The organism is Sphingomonas anseongensis, from assembly GCF_023516495.1.
In the GTDB taxonomy this organism is placed as follows: domain Bacteria; phylum Pseudomonadota; class Alphaproteobacteria; order Sphingomonadales; family Sphingomonadaceae; genus Sphingomicrobium; species Sphingomicrobium anseongensis.
In genome coordinates this window covers 1,925,775-1,938,851 of the sequence record NZ_JAMGBC010000001.1, presented here as the reverse complement: position 1 = coordinate 1,938,851, position 13,077 = coordinate 1,925,775, and the positions used below count along the sequence as shown (strand labels likewise).

15 protein-coding genes and 1 tRNA gene are annotated in these 13,077 nt (G+C 64.2%); 10 read left to right on the top strand and 6 right to left on the bottom strand.

All coding sequences use genetic code 11. The features are described from left to right. The first annotated feature begins 75 nt into the window (after window positions 1-75). The 6 genes from LZ519_RS09995 to LZ519_RS09970 all read left to right on the top strand — a co-directional run bounded on the left by LZ519_RS09995 (window position 76) and on the right by LZ519_RS09970 (window position 3,169). Complete coding sequence (locus LZ519_RS09995; protein ID WP_249868526.1) at window positions 76-1,047, top strand: quinone oxidoreductase family protein; 972 nt, start codon at window positions 76-78, stop codon at window positions 1,045-1,047. A gap of 75 nt (window positions 1,048-1,122) precedes the next feature. Continuing rightward, on the top strand, window positions 1,123-1,371 hold the full coding sequence (gene infA / locus LZ519_RS09990) for a translation initiation factor IF-1 (RefSeq protein WP_249868525.1): 249 nt from the start codon (window positions 1,123-1,125) through the stop codon (window positions 1,369-1,371). Next, window positions 1,372-1,944 carry a Maf family protein gene (locus tag LZ519_RS09985; RefSeq protein WP_249868524.1) on the top strand — a complete coding sequence of 191 codons (573 nt, stop codon included), beginning with the start codon at window positions 1,372-1,374 and terminating at the stop codon, window positions 1,942-1,944. After that, the gene (locus LZ519_RS09980; RefSeq protein WP_249868523.1) at window positions 1,937-2,881 is read left to right on the top strand and encodes a ribonuclease; all 945 of its coding nucleotides are present in this window, start codon (window positions 1,937-1,939) and stop codon (window positions 2,879-2,881) included. Before LZ519_RS09985 ends, LZ519_RS09980 begins: the two co-directional genes overlap by 8 nt. Continuing rightward, on the top strand, window positions 2,865-3,050 hold the full coding sequence (locus LZ519_RS09975) for a DNA gyrase inhibitor YacG (RefSeq protein WP_249868522.1): 186 nt from the start codon (window positions 2,865-2,867) through the stop codon (window positions 3,048-3,050). Before LZ519_RS09980 ends, LZ519_RS09975 begins: the two co-directional genes overlap by 17 nt. A gap of 43 nt (window positions 3,051-3,093) precedes the next feature. After that, window positions 3,094-3,169, top strand: a tRNA-Phe gene (locus LZ519_RS09970). A gap of 62 nt (window positions 3,170-3,231) precedes the next feature. Here LZ519_RS09970 and msrA read toward each other — a convergent pair. Genes msrA through LZ519_RS09945 form a run of 5 tightly spaced genes read right to left on the bottom strand, consistent with a single transcriptional unit; the run spans window position 3,232 to window position 6,772 of the window. Beyond that, on the bottom strand, window positions 3,232-3,831 hold the full coding sequence (gene msrA / locus LZ519_RS09965) for a peptide-methionine (S)-S-oxide reductase MsrA (RefSeq protein ID WP_249868521.1): 600 nt from the start codon (window positions 3,829-3,831) through the stop codon (window positions 3,232-3,234). Between the two features lie 10 nt (window positions 3,832-3,841). Beyond that, window positions 3,842-4,330 (bottom strand): peptide-methionine (R)-S-oxide reductase MsrB, encoded by a 489-nt coding sequence (gene msrB, locus LZ519_RS09960; RefSeq protein ID WP_249868520.1) that lies wholly within the window; start codon window positions 4,328-4,330, stop codon window positions 3,842-3,844. A gap of 10 nt (window positions 4,331-4,340) precedes the next feature. Then, the gene (mce, locus tag LZ519_RS09955) at window positions 4,341-4,754 is read right to left on the bottom strand and encodes a methylmalonyl-CoA epimerase (protein WP_249868519.1); all 414 of its coding nucleotides are present in this window, start codon (window positions 4,752-4,754) and stop codon (window positions 4,341-4,343) included. A 16-nt stretch (window positions 4,755-4,770) separates the two neighbouring features. Next, entirely contained in the window at window positions 4,771-5,232 is a 462-nt protein-coding gene (locus LZ519_RS09950; RefSeq protein WP_249868518.1) for an OsmC family protein, read from the bottom strand. 7 nt (window positions 5,233-5,239) lie between these two features. After that, window positions 5,240-6,772 carry an acyl-CoA carboxylase subunit beta gene (locus LZ519_RS09945; protein WP_249868517.1) on the bottom strand — a complete coding sequence of 511 codons (1,533 nt, stop codon included), beginning with the start codon at window positions 6,770-6,772 and terminating at the stop codon, window positions 5,240-5,242. A 320-nt stretch (window positions 6,773-7,092) separates the two neighbouring features. On the opposite strand from LZ519_RS09945, the gene LZ519_RS09940 reads away from it, so the two are divergent. The 4 genes from LZ519_RS09940 (at window position 7,093) to LZ519_RS09925 (ending at window position 11,864) form a co-directional block, all read left to right on the top strand. Continuing rightward, window positions 7,093-8,175, top strand: a complete 1,083-nt coding sequence (locus tag LZ519_RS09940) for a glycosyltransferase (RefSeq protein WP_249868516.1) — start codon at window positions 7,093-7,095, stop codon at window positions 8,173-8,175. Beyond that, window positions 8,172-9,356, top strand: a complete 1,185-nt coding sequence (glf, locus tag LZ519_RS09935) for a UDP-galactopyranose mutase (protein ID WP_249868515.1) — start codon at window positions 8,172-8,174, stop codon at window positions 9,354-9,356. Before LZ519_RS09940 ends, glf begins: the two co-directional genes overlap by 4 nt. Before the next feature lie 68 nt (window positions 9,357-9,424). Beyond that, on the top strand, window positions 9,425-10,480 hold the full coding sequence (locus LZ519_RS09930; RefSeq protein WP_249868514.1) for a glycoside hydrolase family 43 protein: 1,056 nt from the start codon (window positions 9,425-9,427) through the stop codon (window positions 10,478-10,480). A gap of 109 nt (window positions 10,481-10,589) precedes the next feature. Further along, the gene (locus LZ519_RS09925) at window positions 10,590-11,864 is read left to right on the top strand and encodes a glycoside hydrolase family 1 protein (RefSeq protein ID WP_249868513.1); all 1,275 of its coding nucleotides are present in this window, start codon (window positions 10,590-10,592) and stop codon (window positions 11,862-11,864) included. Here the strand turns inward: LZ519_RS09925 and LZ519_RS09920 are convergent, their stop codons facing one another. After that, window positions 11,865-13,001, bottom strand: a complete 1,137-nt coding sequence (locus tag LZ519_RS09920; protein WP_249868512.1) for a glycoside hydrolase family 1 protein — start codon at window positions 12,999-13,001, stop codon at window positions 11,865-11,867. Window positions 13,002-13,077: the final 76 nt, after the last annotated feature.

Below are 13,077 nucleotides of genomic sequence, written 5' to 3'. Positions count from 1 at the left end.
AGACTGAGGGAAGGCCCCGCCCGGCAGCGCCGCGGCGGGGCTTTTCTTTGCCCGCAGCAGGCCTAAGCGGGAGCGATGCCGAACGCGATCCGAATCCACAAAGCGGGAGGACCCGAGGTCCTGAAGTGGGAAGAGGTCGAAGTCGGGGAGCCGGGCCCGCGCGAAGTCCGAATCCGCCAGGCCGCTGCCGGCCTCAACTTCATCGACGTCTATCACCGCACCGGCCTTTATCCGCAGCGGATGCCTTTCACTCCGGGCGTTGAGGGCGCCGGCACGGTCGAAAGCGTCGGCGAGGGAGTCGAAGGCTTCTCACCCGGCGATCGCGTTGCCTATGCGGGCCCGCCCGGCGGCTATGCCGAGGAGCGGCTGATCGACGCCGACCGGCTGGTGAAGCTGCCCCACGAGATCGGCTTCGACACCGCTGCCGCGATGATGCTCCAGGGCATGACGGCGCGGATGCTCCTTCGCGCAGTCCACGACGTGAAGGATGGCGACACGATCCTCGTTCACGCGGCCGCGGGCGGCGTCGGACTGATCCTGTGCCAGTGGGCGAACGCCCTCGGAGCGACCGTGATCGGCACCGTGTCGACGGAAGAGAAGGCGGAGCTTGCCCGGGCGCACGGCTGCGACCACCCGATCCTTTACACCAAGCAGGATTTCGTCGCCGAGGTGGCAAAGCTCACCGCCGGCCAGAAGGTGCCGGTCGTCTATGATTCGGTGGGCAAGACTACCTTCATGCAGTCGCTCGATTGCCTTCGCCCGCGCGGGCTGATGGTCAGCTTCGGCAACGCCTCGGGCCCGGTCGATCCGATCAGCCCGCTGGTCCTGTCGCAGAAGGGGTCGCTGTTCCTGACCCGGCCGACCCTGTTCCACTACATCGCCTCGCGCGCGGAGCTCGAGCAGTCCGCTCGCGAACTGTTCGACATCGTCCGCTCGGGCAAGGTGAAGATCGAGGTGAAGCAGCGTTTCGCCCTTCGCGACGCCGCCGAAGCGCATCGCGCGCTCGAAGCGCGCAAGACCTCCGGTTCGACCATATTCGAGGTGTAGCGGCTCCTCCTTCACATTTGACGGTCCTCCCGCTAAGGCACCGCGACTTTTCGACAGAGATGAAAGAGGTATTGTTTGGCCAAGGAAGAACTTCTCGAGATGCGGGGCAAGGTTGTGGAGCTGCTGCCCAATGCGATGTTCCGCGTCGAGCTTGAGAACGGCCACGAGATCCTCGGTCATACCGCCGGCAAGATGCGCAAGAACCGCATCCGCGTCCTCACCGGCGATGAAGTGCTCGTCGAAATGACGCCCTACGACCTGACCAAGGGGCGCATAACCTATCGCTTCATGCCCGGTCGCGGAGGGCCGCCGGGTCGTCCGTAAATGCGGCTGATACTCGCCTCGGCGAGCCCGCGCCGCGTGGACCTGCTGGCACGGATCGGCGTCGTCCCCGACGAGGTGCTTCCAGCCGACATCGATGAGAGCGTTCCCAAAGGCGAACTCCCGCGCGACCATGCGCTGCGCCTCGCGTCCGAAAAAGCTGAAGCAGTAGCAACGCAGCGCCCCGACGCGCTGGTGCTTGCCGCCGACACCGTGGTGGCGGTCGGCCGGCGGATCCTTCCCAAAGTGGACGACGAAGCGATGCTTCGCACCTGCATGCGCCTGCTTTCCGGCCGTCGGCACACCGTTCTGACCGGGGTTGCGCTCGCGGCGCCGGGCCAGCCGCTTCGCACACGCCTCGTCGAGACGATGATCGCGATGAAGCCGCTCTCCAGCGAGGAGATCGACTATTATGCGAGCCATGGCGAGTGGCGAGGAAAGGCGGGCGGCTATGCGCTTCAGGGCTATGGCGAGGTCTATGTCCGCCACATCGCGGGAAGCTATTCCAACGTCGTCGGCCTTCCGCTGGCCGAAACCCGCAACCTCCTGAAAGCGGCCGGATACGCCATTGCCTGAATGGCTGGCCGAGCATGGGATTGGCGAGAGCCGTTATGCGCGGATCCTCAGCGGCGAGATTGTCGAGGCACGGATCCTGCTCGACGGAGTGGCCCGCGCCGGCGCACGATGCACCGCCCGGCTTGTCTCGGTCCGGCCGCTCGCGATCGCCGAAGCTGACGGTCAGCAATTCCTGCTCCCCAAGGGGGCGAAAGGAATAAGCGAAGGCCAGGAGCTGGTCATCGAGGTCACCCGCGAAGCCATCCCCGGCGCCGAACCGTGGAAGCGTCCGCTCGCTGTCGTCGCCAACGAAGGCGAGGAAGCTCCGCCCCCGCTTGACGCGGAAGCACTTCCCTTCCCTTCGCCTTCCGATCCGCTCGGACAGGCGGGGTGGCTGGACCTGCTCGAAGAAGCGCGGAGCGGGATCGTCCGCTTCGACGGCGGCGAGCTGAGAATCTCGCCGACTCCGGCAATGACCCTGATCGACGTCGACGGCTATCTGCCGCCGCTCGAACTTGCCCTTGCCGGCGCCGAGGCGGCGGCGCGAGCCATCCTCCGGCTCGACATTGGAGGCTCCATCGGGATCGACCTGCCGACCGTGGCCGGCAAGGCGGAGCGGCAGTCCATCGCTTCGGCGATCGACTCCATCCTGCCCCAGCCGTTCGAGCGCACCGCGGTCAACGGCTTCGGCTTCGTCCAGCTGGTCCGGCCGCGAGCGCGGGCATCGCTTGTCGAGCTGGCGCAGGACCGGCCGCCGTTCGAGGCTCGGGCTCTTCTCCGACGCGCTGCAACGGAAGCTCCCGGCGCGAAGCGGCTCATTGGCAACCCAATGCTCATCGCGCTGCTTGAGCAGAAACCCGAGTGGATCGACTCGCTTTCGCGCCAGATCGGCGGCGCGGTTACCTTGCGCTCGGACGCTTCGCTCCCCATCCATGGCGGCTATGCCGAAAAAGTCTGATTCCAAGTCCTGCCCCTATTGCGGGAAACCGTCCGTCGACGCCCACGCGCCCTTCTGCTCGCGCGGCTGCAAGGATCGCGACCTGCTCAAATGGCTCGGCGAGGGCTACCGGATTCCCGGTCCTGCGGCGCCGTCCGGCGGGGTGGACAGTGATGGGGGCGAAGGCTAGGGAGCGCCTCGCTCGAACGGCCGCCCGGCCGCAATGGCGACATGCCCAGGTAGCTCAGTTGGTAGAGCACGTGACTGAAAATCACGGTGTCGGTGGTTCGAATCCGCCCCTGGGCACCAGCTTCACCCAGAGGAATGTCCGGGGACATTCCTGGATGAGGCTCACTCTCCGCCGAGAAGATTCAGGCTTTCCACCACTGCGGATACTTCCGCTTCAGCGCGGCGAGCTTCGGCAGGTCGTTGACGACGATGTAAGGATAGGTGGGGTGCTTGCGCTCGAAGTCCTGGTGATAGGCTTCGGCCGGATAGAAGCCGCCGCTTTCCAGCTTTGTCGCAACCCGAACGCCCCTGCCCTTCAGCACAGCGATCATCCGCGACGCGAGCGCTCGCTGCTGGGCGTTCTGCGGGAAGATCGCCGAGCGGTAGCTGGGGCCAACGTCCGGACCCTGGCGGTTCACCTGGGTCGGGTCATGGGCGACCGAGAAATAGATCTGCAGAAGCTGCGCATAGCTGACCCGGGACGGATCGTAGGTGATACGCACCGCCTCCGCGTGGCGGGTCCCTTCGCTGCTCACCTTGTCGTAGCTCGCGTCGGCGGCGCTTCCGCCGGCGAAGCCGGACACGACGTCGGTGACGCCCTTCACATGCTCGAACACCGCTTCCATTCCCCAGAAGCAGCCACCGGCGAGGACCGCCGTCTGCAGATGAGGCGGGGGCGCGGGGGCAGCCGAAGCGGTCGCCGCGATCGTCGCGACTATCGCGGTCCTGGCAAGGAAGTGCATGTGTCTCTCCTCAGACCGGCCGGAACTGGAGCGCCAGCCCGTTCATGCAATAGCGCAATCCGGTCGGCGGCGGACCGTCGTCGAACACATGGCCGAGATGGCCTCCGCAGCGGCGGCAGAGCACCTCGGTGCGCTCGAACACCAAGCTCCGGTCGGTGCGGGTGATGACGGCGTTCTTCAGCGGCGCATAAAAGCTCGGCCAGCCGGTGCCGCTGTCGAACTTCGTCGTCGACGGATACAGCGGAAGCCTGCAGCCCGCGCAGACATAGACCCCCTTGCGCTTCTCGTGGTCGAGCGGGCTGGAGAAGGGCCGTTCGGTCGCAGCCTTGCGCAGCACCGCATAGCGTTCCGCGCCCAGCCGCTTGCGCCATTCCGCATCGCTTAGGGTGACCTGGAAGCGGACAGGCTTTGCCGAGGCGGGAACCCTCGTGAACAGCAAGGCGACGGCGCCGACGCCAGCCGCGCCCAATAAATCCCTGCGGTTCAATTCGATCGGCATTTCGAGTGCCTCAATGGGCTGGCGACTCCATGATCTCTACAAGCATTCCGCCCATGTCCTTCGGGTGAACGAAGAAGACGGGGGTCCCGTGAGCGCCGATGCGCGGCTCGCCGAGAACGCGCGCCCCTTTGGCTTCGAACTCGGCCTTGGCGGCGTGGATTTCCGGAACCTCGAAGCAGACGTGATGCTGGCCGCCCAGCGGGTTCTTCTCCAGGAACTTCGCGATGGGTGAGCTTTCGCCCAGCGGCTCGATCAGCTCGATCTGGCTATTGGGGGTGTCGACGAAGCAGACGCGCACGCCCTGCGCGGGAAGGTCGAACGGCTCGCCGTGCGGCTCCGATCCGAACATGGTCCGGTACAGCTCGAGGCTTTTCTCGATCGACGGCGTCGCGACGCCGACATGGTTCAGCCGCCCGAGTTTCATTCCATTCTCCAGTCGATCAGAGGGGCTCGATCGCCACCTCGGTCGTGACGCTGTTGGCGATGAAGCAGGCTTCGTGCGCGCGATGGTGGAGGTCGTCGAGCTGCGCCTTGTCCGGCTCCTTCCCGATCCAGCGGACGTTGGGCCGCAACGTCACGTTCGTCATCGCCATTCGCCCGTCGGCGCGCTTGCCCAGCACCCCCTCCGCCTCGTCGACGTAGAAGTCGACGACCAATCCGCCGCGCCGAGCGAAGTCGAGGAAGAAGAGCATGTGGCACGACGCCAGCGAGGCGATGAAGGCTTCCTCCGGGTCCACCGCTTCCGGGTCGCTAAGCGGCAGCGGAACGACGTGGGGGCTCGAAGATGCCGGGACGACCGTGCCGCCGTCGAACGACCATTGGTGGGCGCGGCTGTAGCGGCCCTTCGCGAAATCGTCCTCGTCCTCGCGGACCCAGCGGATGGTGGCGGTGTAGGTGCTCATGTCTTTCTCACAGCGGGATGTTGTCGTGCTTCTTCCACGGATTTTCGAGCTGCTTGTCGCGCAGCTTGCGTAGCCCCATAGCGACGCGGCGGCGCGTCGAGTGCGGCATGATGACCTCGTCGATGAAGCCCTTGCTCGCGGCCACGAACGGGTTGGCGAAGCGCTCTTCATATTCGGCGGTTCGCTTGGCGATCTCTTCGGGCTTGGCGGCGTCCTTTCGGAAGATGATCTCGACCGCGCCCTTGGCGCCCATCACCGCGATCTCGGCGGTGGGCCAGGCGTAGTTCAAGTCGCCGCGAAGGTGCTTTGACGCCATCACGTCATAGGCCCCGCCATAGGCCTTGCGGGTGATCACGGTGATCTTCGGCACCGTCGCTTCGGCGTAGGCGAAGAGCAATTTCGCGCCGTTCTTGATGATGCCGTTATGCTCCTGCGCGACGCCGGGAAGGAATCCCGGAACGTCGACGAAGGTCAGGATCGGGATGTCGAACGCGTCGCAGAAACGGACGAAGCGCGCGCCTTTCTTGGACGAGTTGATGTCGAGGCAGCCGGCGAGAACCGTCGGCTGGTTGGCCACCACGCCGACGGTGCGGCCTTCGATCCGGCAGAAGCCGACGATGATGTTAGCGGCGTGGCTCGGCTGGAGCTCGAAGAAGTCGCCCTCGTCCGCGACCTTCCTTATCAGCTCGTGCATGTCATAGGGCGTCGCGGCGCTTGGCGGCACCAGGGTGTCGAGGCTTTCCTCCACCCGGTCGAACGGATCGTCGGTCGGGCGCGTCGGCAAATCGTGGCGGTTCGACAGCGGCAGGAAATCGAAGAAGTCGCGGGTCGCGAGAAGCGCATCGATGTCGTTCTCGAACGCGACGTCGGCAACTCCCGACTTGGTCGTGTGGGTGACCGCTCCGCCAAGCTCTTCCTGGGTCACGACCTCGTTGGTGACGGTCTTCACAACGTCGGGGCCGGTGACGAACATGTAGGACGAGTCCTTCACCATGAAGATGAAGTCCGTCATCGCCGGCGAATAGACCGCGCCGCCCGCGCATGGGCCCATGATCAGGCTGAGCTGTGGGACGACCCCGCTGGCGAGCACGTTGCGCTGGAACACTTCGGCATAGCCGCCGAGCGAAGCGACGCCCTCCTGGATTCGGGCGCCGCCGGAATCGTTTAGGCCGATGACTGGCGCGCCAACCTTCATCGCCATGTCCATTATCTTGCAGATCTTCTGCGCGTGGCGCTCGCTCAGAGAGCCGCCGAACACCGTGAAGTCCTGAGCGAAGACGTAGACGAGGCGGCCGTTGATTGTGCCCGAGCCGGTGACGACGCCGTCGCCCGGGATCTTCTGCGTCTCCATCCCGAAGTCGGCGCAATTATGCTCGACGAACATGTCATATTCTTCGAAGCTTCCGCGATCGAGCAGCACCGACAGGCGCTCGCGGGCCGTGAGCCGGCCCTTGGCATGTTGCGCTGCAATACGCTTCTCGCCGCCGCCGAGGCGCGCAAGCTCGCGCCTTTTCTCCAGCTCCTCGATCGTCGTTGCCATACCTTCTCTCTCGCGCGCGGCTGAAACACGCGTCCTTTCACGGGTCGCCGATTAGGTCAAATAGAGGCGAAGCCCTATGTTGCGCTGCAACAAGCCAGAAATTCATTTGGATTAACCGAGGTTACGGAACCGCGACCAGCGCCAGCCCGTTGGACAATTACGGGTTTCAAAGCAGCGGAGTGAGAGGCGAAATGCTGAATAGCGTCGGAGTGCCAGTTGAGTATGAAGCGGAGTATCCGGCGCCTGGTTCGGATCGCCCAACCTTGTTGTGCTTTTCGCACTTGCGGTGGGATTTCGTTTTCCAGCGGCCGCAGCACCTGATGAGCCGCTTCGCTGACGAGATGACCGTGGTCTTCTGGGAAGAGCCGGTCGAGATCGACAGCAAGGAGCCGGCGCTGATTCGAGTCCGGGCCGCCGAGGATTATCCCAACGTCCGGATCGTCGTCCCGCACATCCCGCAGGGGCTCGACGAAGAGCAAAGAGATGCGACTCTCAAGCGGCTTCTGGATGCTTATTCCGCCGGGCTCAGCCGCCCGCTGATCGCCTGGTACTACACGCCGATGATGCTCACCTTCTCGCGCGATCTCGACGCGAGCGTGGTCGTGTTCGACGCGATGGACGAGCTTTCGAAGTTCAAGTTCGCGCCGGTCAAGTTGCTCGACCTCGAGCAGGAGCTGATCGACCGCGCCGACCTCGTCTTCACCGGCGGGACAAGCCTGTACGAAGCGAAGAAGCACCGCCACCCGAGCGTGCACCTGTTCGCCTCGTCGGTCGACCGGACGCACTTCGCCAAGGCGCGCACGCGCCAGTTCGAGCCCGCCGACCAGGAAGACCTCAACCGGCCGCGGCTGGGCTTCTATGGAGTCATCGACGAACGCTTCGACACCGAGCTTCTCGATCGTGTCGCAGAGATGCGCCCCGACTGGTCGCTGGTGATGGTCGGGCCGGTCGTGAAGATCGCTCCGGAGGACCTGCCGAAGCGGCCCAACATCCATTATCTCGGCGGCAAGAAGTACGAGCAGCTGCCCGCCTATCTATCGGGCTGGGACGTCGCCCTCATGCCGTTCGCGATGAATGAGTCCACCCAGTTCATTTCGCCGACCAAGACCCCGGAATATCTCGCCGGCGGCAAGCCGGTGGTGTCGACGCCGGTCAAAGACGTGGTTCGTCACTACGGCCATCTCCAGGGAGTCGGGATTGCCTCCACGGCCGAGGAATTCGTCGCCGAGTGCGAGCGCATGCTGAAGCTCGAGCGCGGCGGCGAGTGGCTTGCCGAAGCCGACCTGCTTCTTTCCGCGACGAGTTGGAGCACCACTCAGGCTCGCATGTCCGGCCTGATCGGCGAGCTTCTCGGCGAGCAGGCTCAGTCGGGCCAGTCGGCGCTCCTGGTGGCAGCGGAATGAACGCGCCCTTCGCGGCGCCGAACGACCGCAAGCCTTACGATTATCTGGTTGTCGGAGCCGGCTTCGCTGGTTCCGTCATCGCGGAGCGACTTGCCAGCCAGCACGGGGCCAGGGTCCTGGTCATCGACCGCCGAAACCATATCGGCGGCAATGCTTATGACGAGCCGAACGAGGCCGGCATCCTCTATCACAAATACGGCCCGCACATCTTCCACACCAACAGCGACGCGGTGGTCGATTATCTGTCCCAGTTTACCGAGTGGCGGCCCTACGAGCACCGGGTCCGCGCGTCCGTGCGCGACAAGCTCGTCCCCATACCGATCAACCGAACGACCTTGAACGAGCTGTTCGGCCTGGACCTGAAGACCGACGAGGAAGCTGCGGAATATCTCGCATCGCGAGCGGAGCCGGTGGACGAAATCAAGAACTCCGAAGACGTTGTCATCAACGCCGTAGGGCGTGAGCTCTACGAGCTGTTCTTTCAGGGCTACACCCGCAAGCAGTGGGGGATCGATCCGTCGGAACTCGACAAGTCGGTGACCGCGCGAATCCCCACCCGCACGAACACCGACGACCGTTATTTCACCGACAAGTTCCAGGCCATGCCGAGCGGCGGCTACACCGCGATGTTCAAGCGCATCCTGGGTCATCCGCTGATCGAGGTGCGCACAGGCGTCGACTTCAGCGACTTCAGGGATCGCTGGAAGCAAATCGCCGATCATCTCGTCTTCACCGGCCCGATCGATGAATATTTCGACCACCGGTTCGGCAAGCTTCCGTACCGAAGCCTGAAGTTCGATCACCAGACGCTGGAGCAGGAACGATTCCAGGAGACGGGGACCGTCAACTATCCTTCGCCGGACATCCCCTACACGCGGATCAGCGAGTACAAGCATTTGACGGGCCAGGAGCATCCGCGGACGACCATCACGTACGAATATCCGTCGGCGGAAGGCGATCCTTATTACCCGATCCCGAGGCCCGAGAATCAGGAACTCTTCAAAAGGTACGAGGAGCTCGCGGACTCCACCGAGGACGTCACATTCGTCGGCCGGCTCGCCACCTATCGCTACTACAACATGGACCAGATCGTCGGGCAGGCGCTCGCCACGTTCCGCCGCATGGACGAAAAGCGAGGCACTCGGGGATCGAGCGAGCAAGCTGCCTTAGCTGCGGAATGATAGCGGCCAACGGCGGATAGAGGTGCGAATCTTGCGTTGAACCTCCTGCGGCGACCATATGCGGCGCCATGCATGATTCATTCGATTCTGCCGACGCTCCAGCCGATGCGAGCGGCGGTTCGGCGGCCCGCGGCGGCTTCGCCTCGCAAGAACAGACCTACACCAATCCGATCCTGGATACGGACTTCCCCGATCCGGCCGTGATCCGTGCGCCGGACGGCTATTGGTACTCCTATGCGACGCAGACGCTTCGCGACGGCCAATGGATCAACATCCAGGTCGCCAGGTCGCACGACCTGGTCCGCTGGGAGCAACTTGGCGACGCTCTGCCCGAGAAGCCCGAATGGGCCCAGGAGACCCAGGACTTCTGGGCGCCCAGCGTGATCTGCGACGGGTCGACCTACTTCATGTATTATTCGGCGACGCCGGATTTCTGCCACGTGCATGAGCGCGGCCACGCGCTCGCGATCGCCACGTCCGACAGTCCGGCCGGGCCGTTCGTCGATATGGGCATGCCGCTGCTTCTGGGGGCAGGGTTTGAATATATCGATCCGATGGCGTTCGACGATCCGGCGACGGGCAAGCGCCTGCTATACTGGGGCTCCGGATTCCAGCCGATCAAGGTGCAGGAACTGGCTGCGGATCGGATGTCGTTTGCGACCGGCAGCGAGCCCGTCGATCTCGTCTGGCCCAACCCGGTGCAGGGCGCATTTCCAAGGCTTGTGGAAGCGGCCTGGGTGATCCGTCACGACGAGCATTATTATCTCTTCTACTCGGGCGACAATTGCTGCGGCCCCGACGCCGAGTACGGAGTGATGGTCGCACGCTCCAAGAGCGCGACGGGGCCGTTCGAGACCCTCGAGCAGGCCAAGGGCGTTCCCCACAGCCTGATGCTCCACAAGAACGGCCGCTGGCTCGCGCCCGGTCATAATTGCGTCGTCGAAGACAAGGCGGGGCAACTGTGGATGCTGTACCACGCGATCGACCGCGACCGGCCGCGCCAAAGGCAGGAGGACGAAATCAACAGCCGCCGGATCCTCCTCATCGATCCGATCGAATGGCGCGACGGCTGGCCGCACATCGGCACCCCTTCCGGAAAGCCGAGGAAAGCGCCGGCAACGTAGCGGTTGCGCGGCCGCGGCACGCCGCTTTTCGTCTCCTTGCTCTGAACAACCGTTGCGCACGGGGGTTCGTCCCCCTGCGGACAGTCGCGTTCGCCAGCGAGGAGCAGCGATGGCCGACGACAAAGCCGAGCCACGGGCCGCGATTTTCCCGACCTTCTTCATGGGCGGGTTCGAATGCTCGACCTTCGTGTGGAAAGACCGCCAGCGAAAGGACTTCGTCGCGGCGACGGGGCACGACCGCCAATTGAAGCGCGACTTCGCCGACGCAATGGACCTTGGCATCGGAGTCGTCCGCGAAGGCATCCGATGGCCGCAGGTCGACCTCGGCAACGGCCGCTATGATTGGTCGCAGGTGAAGGAGGTCCAGGACGCAGCGACCGAATTCCAGATCACGCCGATCTGGGACCTCTTCCATTACGGCCTTCCGGATGGCTGCGATCCGTTCTCCGACGAGTGCCGGAAGCGGTTCGTCGATTATTGCCGGGCGGCCGCGGAGATCGTCACGAGTAGTGCCGAGCCGCCCTATTTCTTCACTCCGGTCAACGAAATCAGCTTCTTCTCGGCGGCAGCGACCGATCTGGAGTGGATGTACCCATTCGCCAAGGGGCGGGAAGCCGAACTCAAGCGCGCCTTGTGCCGAATGGACATCGAAGCGGTGAAGGCGATCCGCGAGGTCGAACGCGGTGCTCGGATTGTTCACGTCGACCCGCTCGTTCACGCCGTGCCGCCTGCCGACCGGCCCGACCTGGCCGACGAGGCGCGCCACGAGGAGCAGGACAGGACCTTCGAGGCCTGGGACATGCTGTGCGGGCGGCTGGCTCCAGAACTGGGCGGATCGCCCGAGATCCTCGATATCGTCGGCGTCAATGTCTACCACTACAGCCAGGTCCAGCTGAAGGCCGACAAGAGCCGTGAGATCCTGGGCCCGCGCGATCCGCGCAGGGAGCCGCTAAGCGAGATGCTCAAGCGCGCATGGGACCGCTATCGACGCCCGATCATCATCGGCGAAACCAGCGGCTTCAAGGACAACCGCGCCGAGTGGCTGCAGATGACCGTCGAGGAATGCCTGAAGGCGTTGAATTGCGGCATCGACCTGCAAGGGGTCTGCCTGTTCCCCTTCGTGGACATGCCGGATTGGTGGAGCGGCGAATGGGCGCAGATCGGCGTCTACGACGTCAAGGACAAGGACGGCTTCGAGCGGCAGCCATACGATCCTTACGTGGAGGAGTTGCGGCGCTGGCAGAAGACGCTGGACCAGCCGCAGAATGTCGAACCGGGTGCATACGGCCGCGATTGGGGGCGGATCCAGCTCGATGAAATTCGCAAATATGCGGCGCAGTGGGAAAAGCAGAGCGGCGAGCGGCAGAACATAGAGGCCCAATGATCAGGCCGGTGCCGAAGACCTAGCTTCGCTGAACAGCTTCCTCTGCCTTTCCAACTCGTCGGCGAGTGGCTGGTAAACGTGGCGCTCGCCGTTGGCGACGATCGTGGAAAACAGCCCGACGTCGCAATGGCGGCTGTTGTCCCAGCCGGGATAAGCGGTGATCGGGTAAAGGCAGATACCTTCGATCCGCGTTCCGCGCCGCTGTGCCTCACGGACTTCGTCGCAGATGTAGTGAAGCCACGCAGGGCGTCCCGAGCCTTCAGCTCCCGTTTCAGATATCGTCAGCGGCTTGCCGTAGCGCTTGGCCATGTCGACGAGCATGTCCGAAAGCGGCCGGTATTCATGATGGCCCATCGGGATCGTCGGGCCTTTGAAATACCACTGGTTGTGCGGGTAGTAATTGACCCCGATGACGTCGATCAGCGACGGATCGCCGCCGAGCTGCGGTTCGGCCATGCCCAGGATCCAGTCGTAAGCCTGGTACATGCCTCCGAGGTTCTCCTTGGCCGCGCGGACGGTGGCGGGACGGCGGTTGTGCGGGGCAACGTGGATCAGCGGCTCGGCGCCGATGATGATCGAGTCCGGCCAGCGCTTCTTGATTGCCCGCGACGCACTGATCGCAGTCGCGACCAGCTGGTGCTTGAACCAGCCGGGCTTTACCGGCCCGGCGCGCGGGAAATAGCCTTCGTTCACCGCCCAGGTGAGGAAGTTGATCTCGTTTAGCGGACACACTCGCGGCGGCCCGTCAGTCACGGTGGCTCGCTGTTCCAGCGCGGCCATCGCGAAATCGGTGAAGCGCTTTGGGAAGTCGGCACCGCCCTGGTCGACGTGATCCGGCGAGCCGTAATGGAACAGGTCCCAGATGACCTCGATCCCCACTTCTTCAGCCGCTTCGACCGCAGGCATCCAGCTCGACCAGTCGTACTTCCCGGGGGTCTTTTCGATCAGGTGCCATCGGAGCCCGTCGCGCACGGTGCGCAAGCCGAACTCGCTGCAGCGCCGGTAATCCGCCAGCACGTGCTTGTCGTGGCCCGTCGCCCGGATCAGGTCCAGCCGCACGCCGTCCCGCCGCCGGTGCGACGAGCATTCGAACCCCGCCTGGAACAAGCTGGTGAACCGAGTTTCAGTAATAGCCATTCGCTCCGACCAATGCGCCCGCTAGCAGTGGTCTTCGCATTCTTGAACATTTGGGACAGCTCACGGTTTCTTCCAC

Bases quoted from the DNA above. Each gene is read 5' to 3' on its own strand.
- LZ519_RS09995 (WP_249868526.1), top strand. From the start codon at position 76: ATGCCGAACGCGATCCGAATCCACAAAGCGGGAGGACCCGAGGTCCTG.
- LZ519_RS09985 (WP_249868524.1), top strand. From the start codon at position 1,372: ATGCGGCTGATACTCGCCTCGGCGAGCCCGCGCCGCGTGGACCTGCTG.
- LZ519_RS09975 (WP_249868522.1), top strand. From the start codon at position 2,865: ATGCCGAAAAAGTCTGATTCCAAGTCCTGCCCCTATTGCGGGAAACCG.
- msrA (WP_249868521.1), bottom strand. From the start codon at position 3,831: ATGCACTTCCTTGCCAGGACCGCGATAGTCGCGACGATCGCGGCGACC.
- msrB (WP_249868520.1), bottom strand. From the start codon at position 4,330: ATGCCGATCGAATTGAACCGCAGGGATTTATTGGGCGCGGCTGGCGTC.
- mce (WP_249868519.1), bottom strand. From the start codon at position 4,754: ATGAAACTCGGGCGGCTGAACCATGTCGGCGTCGCGACGCCGTCGATC.
- LZ519_RS09950 (WP_249868518.1), bottom strand. From the start codon at position 5,232: ATGAGCACCTACACCGCCACCATCCGCTGGGTCCGCGAGGACGAGGAC.
- LZ519_RS09945 (WP_249868517.1), bottom strand. From the start codon at position 6,772: ATGGCAACGACGATCGAGGAGCTGGAGAAAAGGCGCGAGCTTGCGCGC.
- LZ519_RS09940 (WP_249868516.1), top strand. From the start codon at position 7,093: ATGAGCCGCTTCGCTGACGAGATGACCGTGGTCTTCTGGGAAGAGCCG.
- glf (WP_249868515.1), top strand. From the start codon at position 8,172: ATGAACGCGCCCTTCGCGGCGCCGAACGACCGCAAGCCTTACGATTAT.
- LZ519_RS09930 (WP_249868514.1), top strand. From the start codon at position 9,425: ATGCATGATTCATTCGATTCTGCCGACGCTCCAGCCGATGCGAGCGGC.
- LZ519_RS09925 (WP_249868513.1), top strand. From the start codon at position 10,590: ATGGCCGACGACAAAGCCGAGCCACGGGCCGCGATTTTCCCGACCTTC.
- LZ519_RS09920 (WP_249868512.1), bottom strand. From the start codon at position 13,001: ATGGCTATTACTGAAACTCGGTTCACCAGCTTGTTCCAGGCGGGGTTC.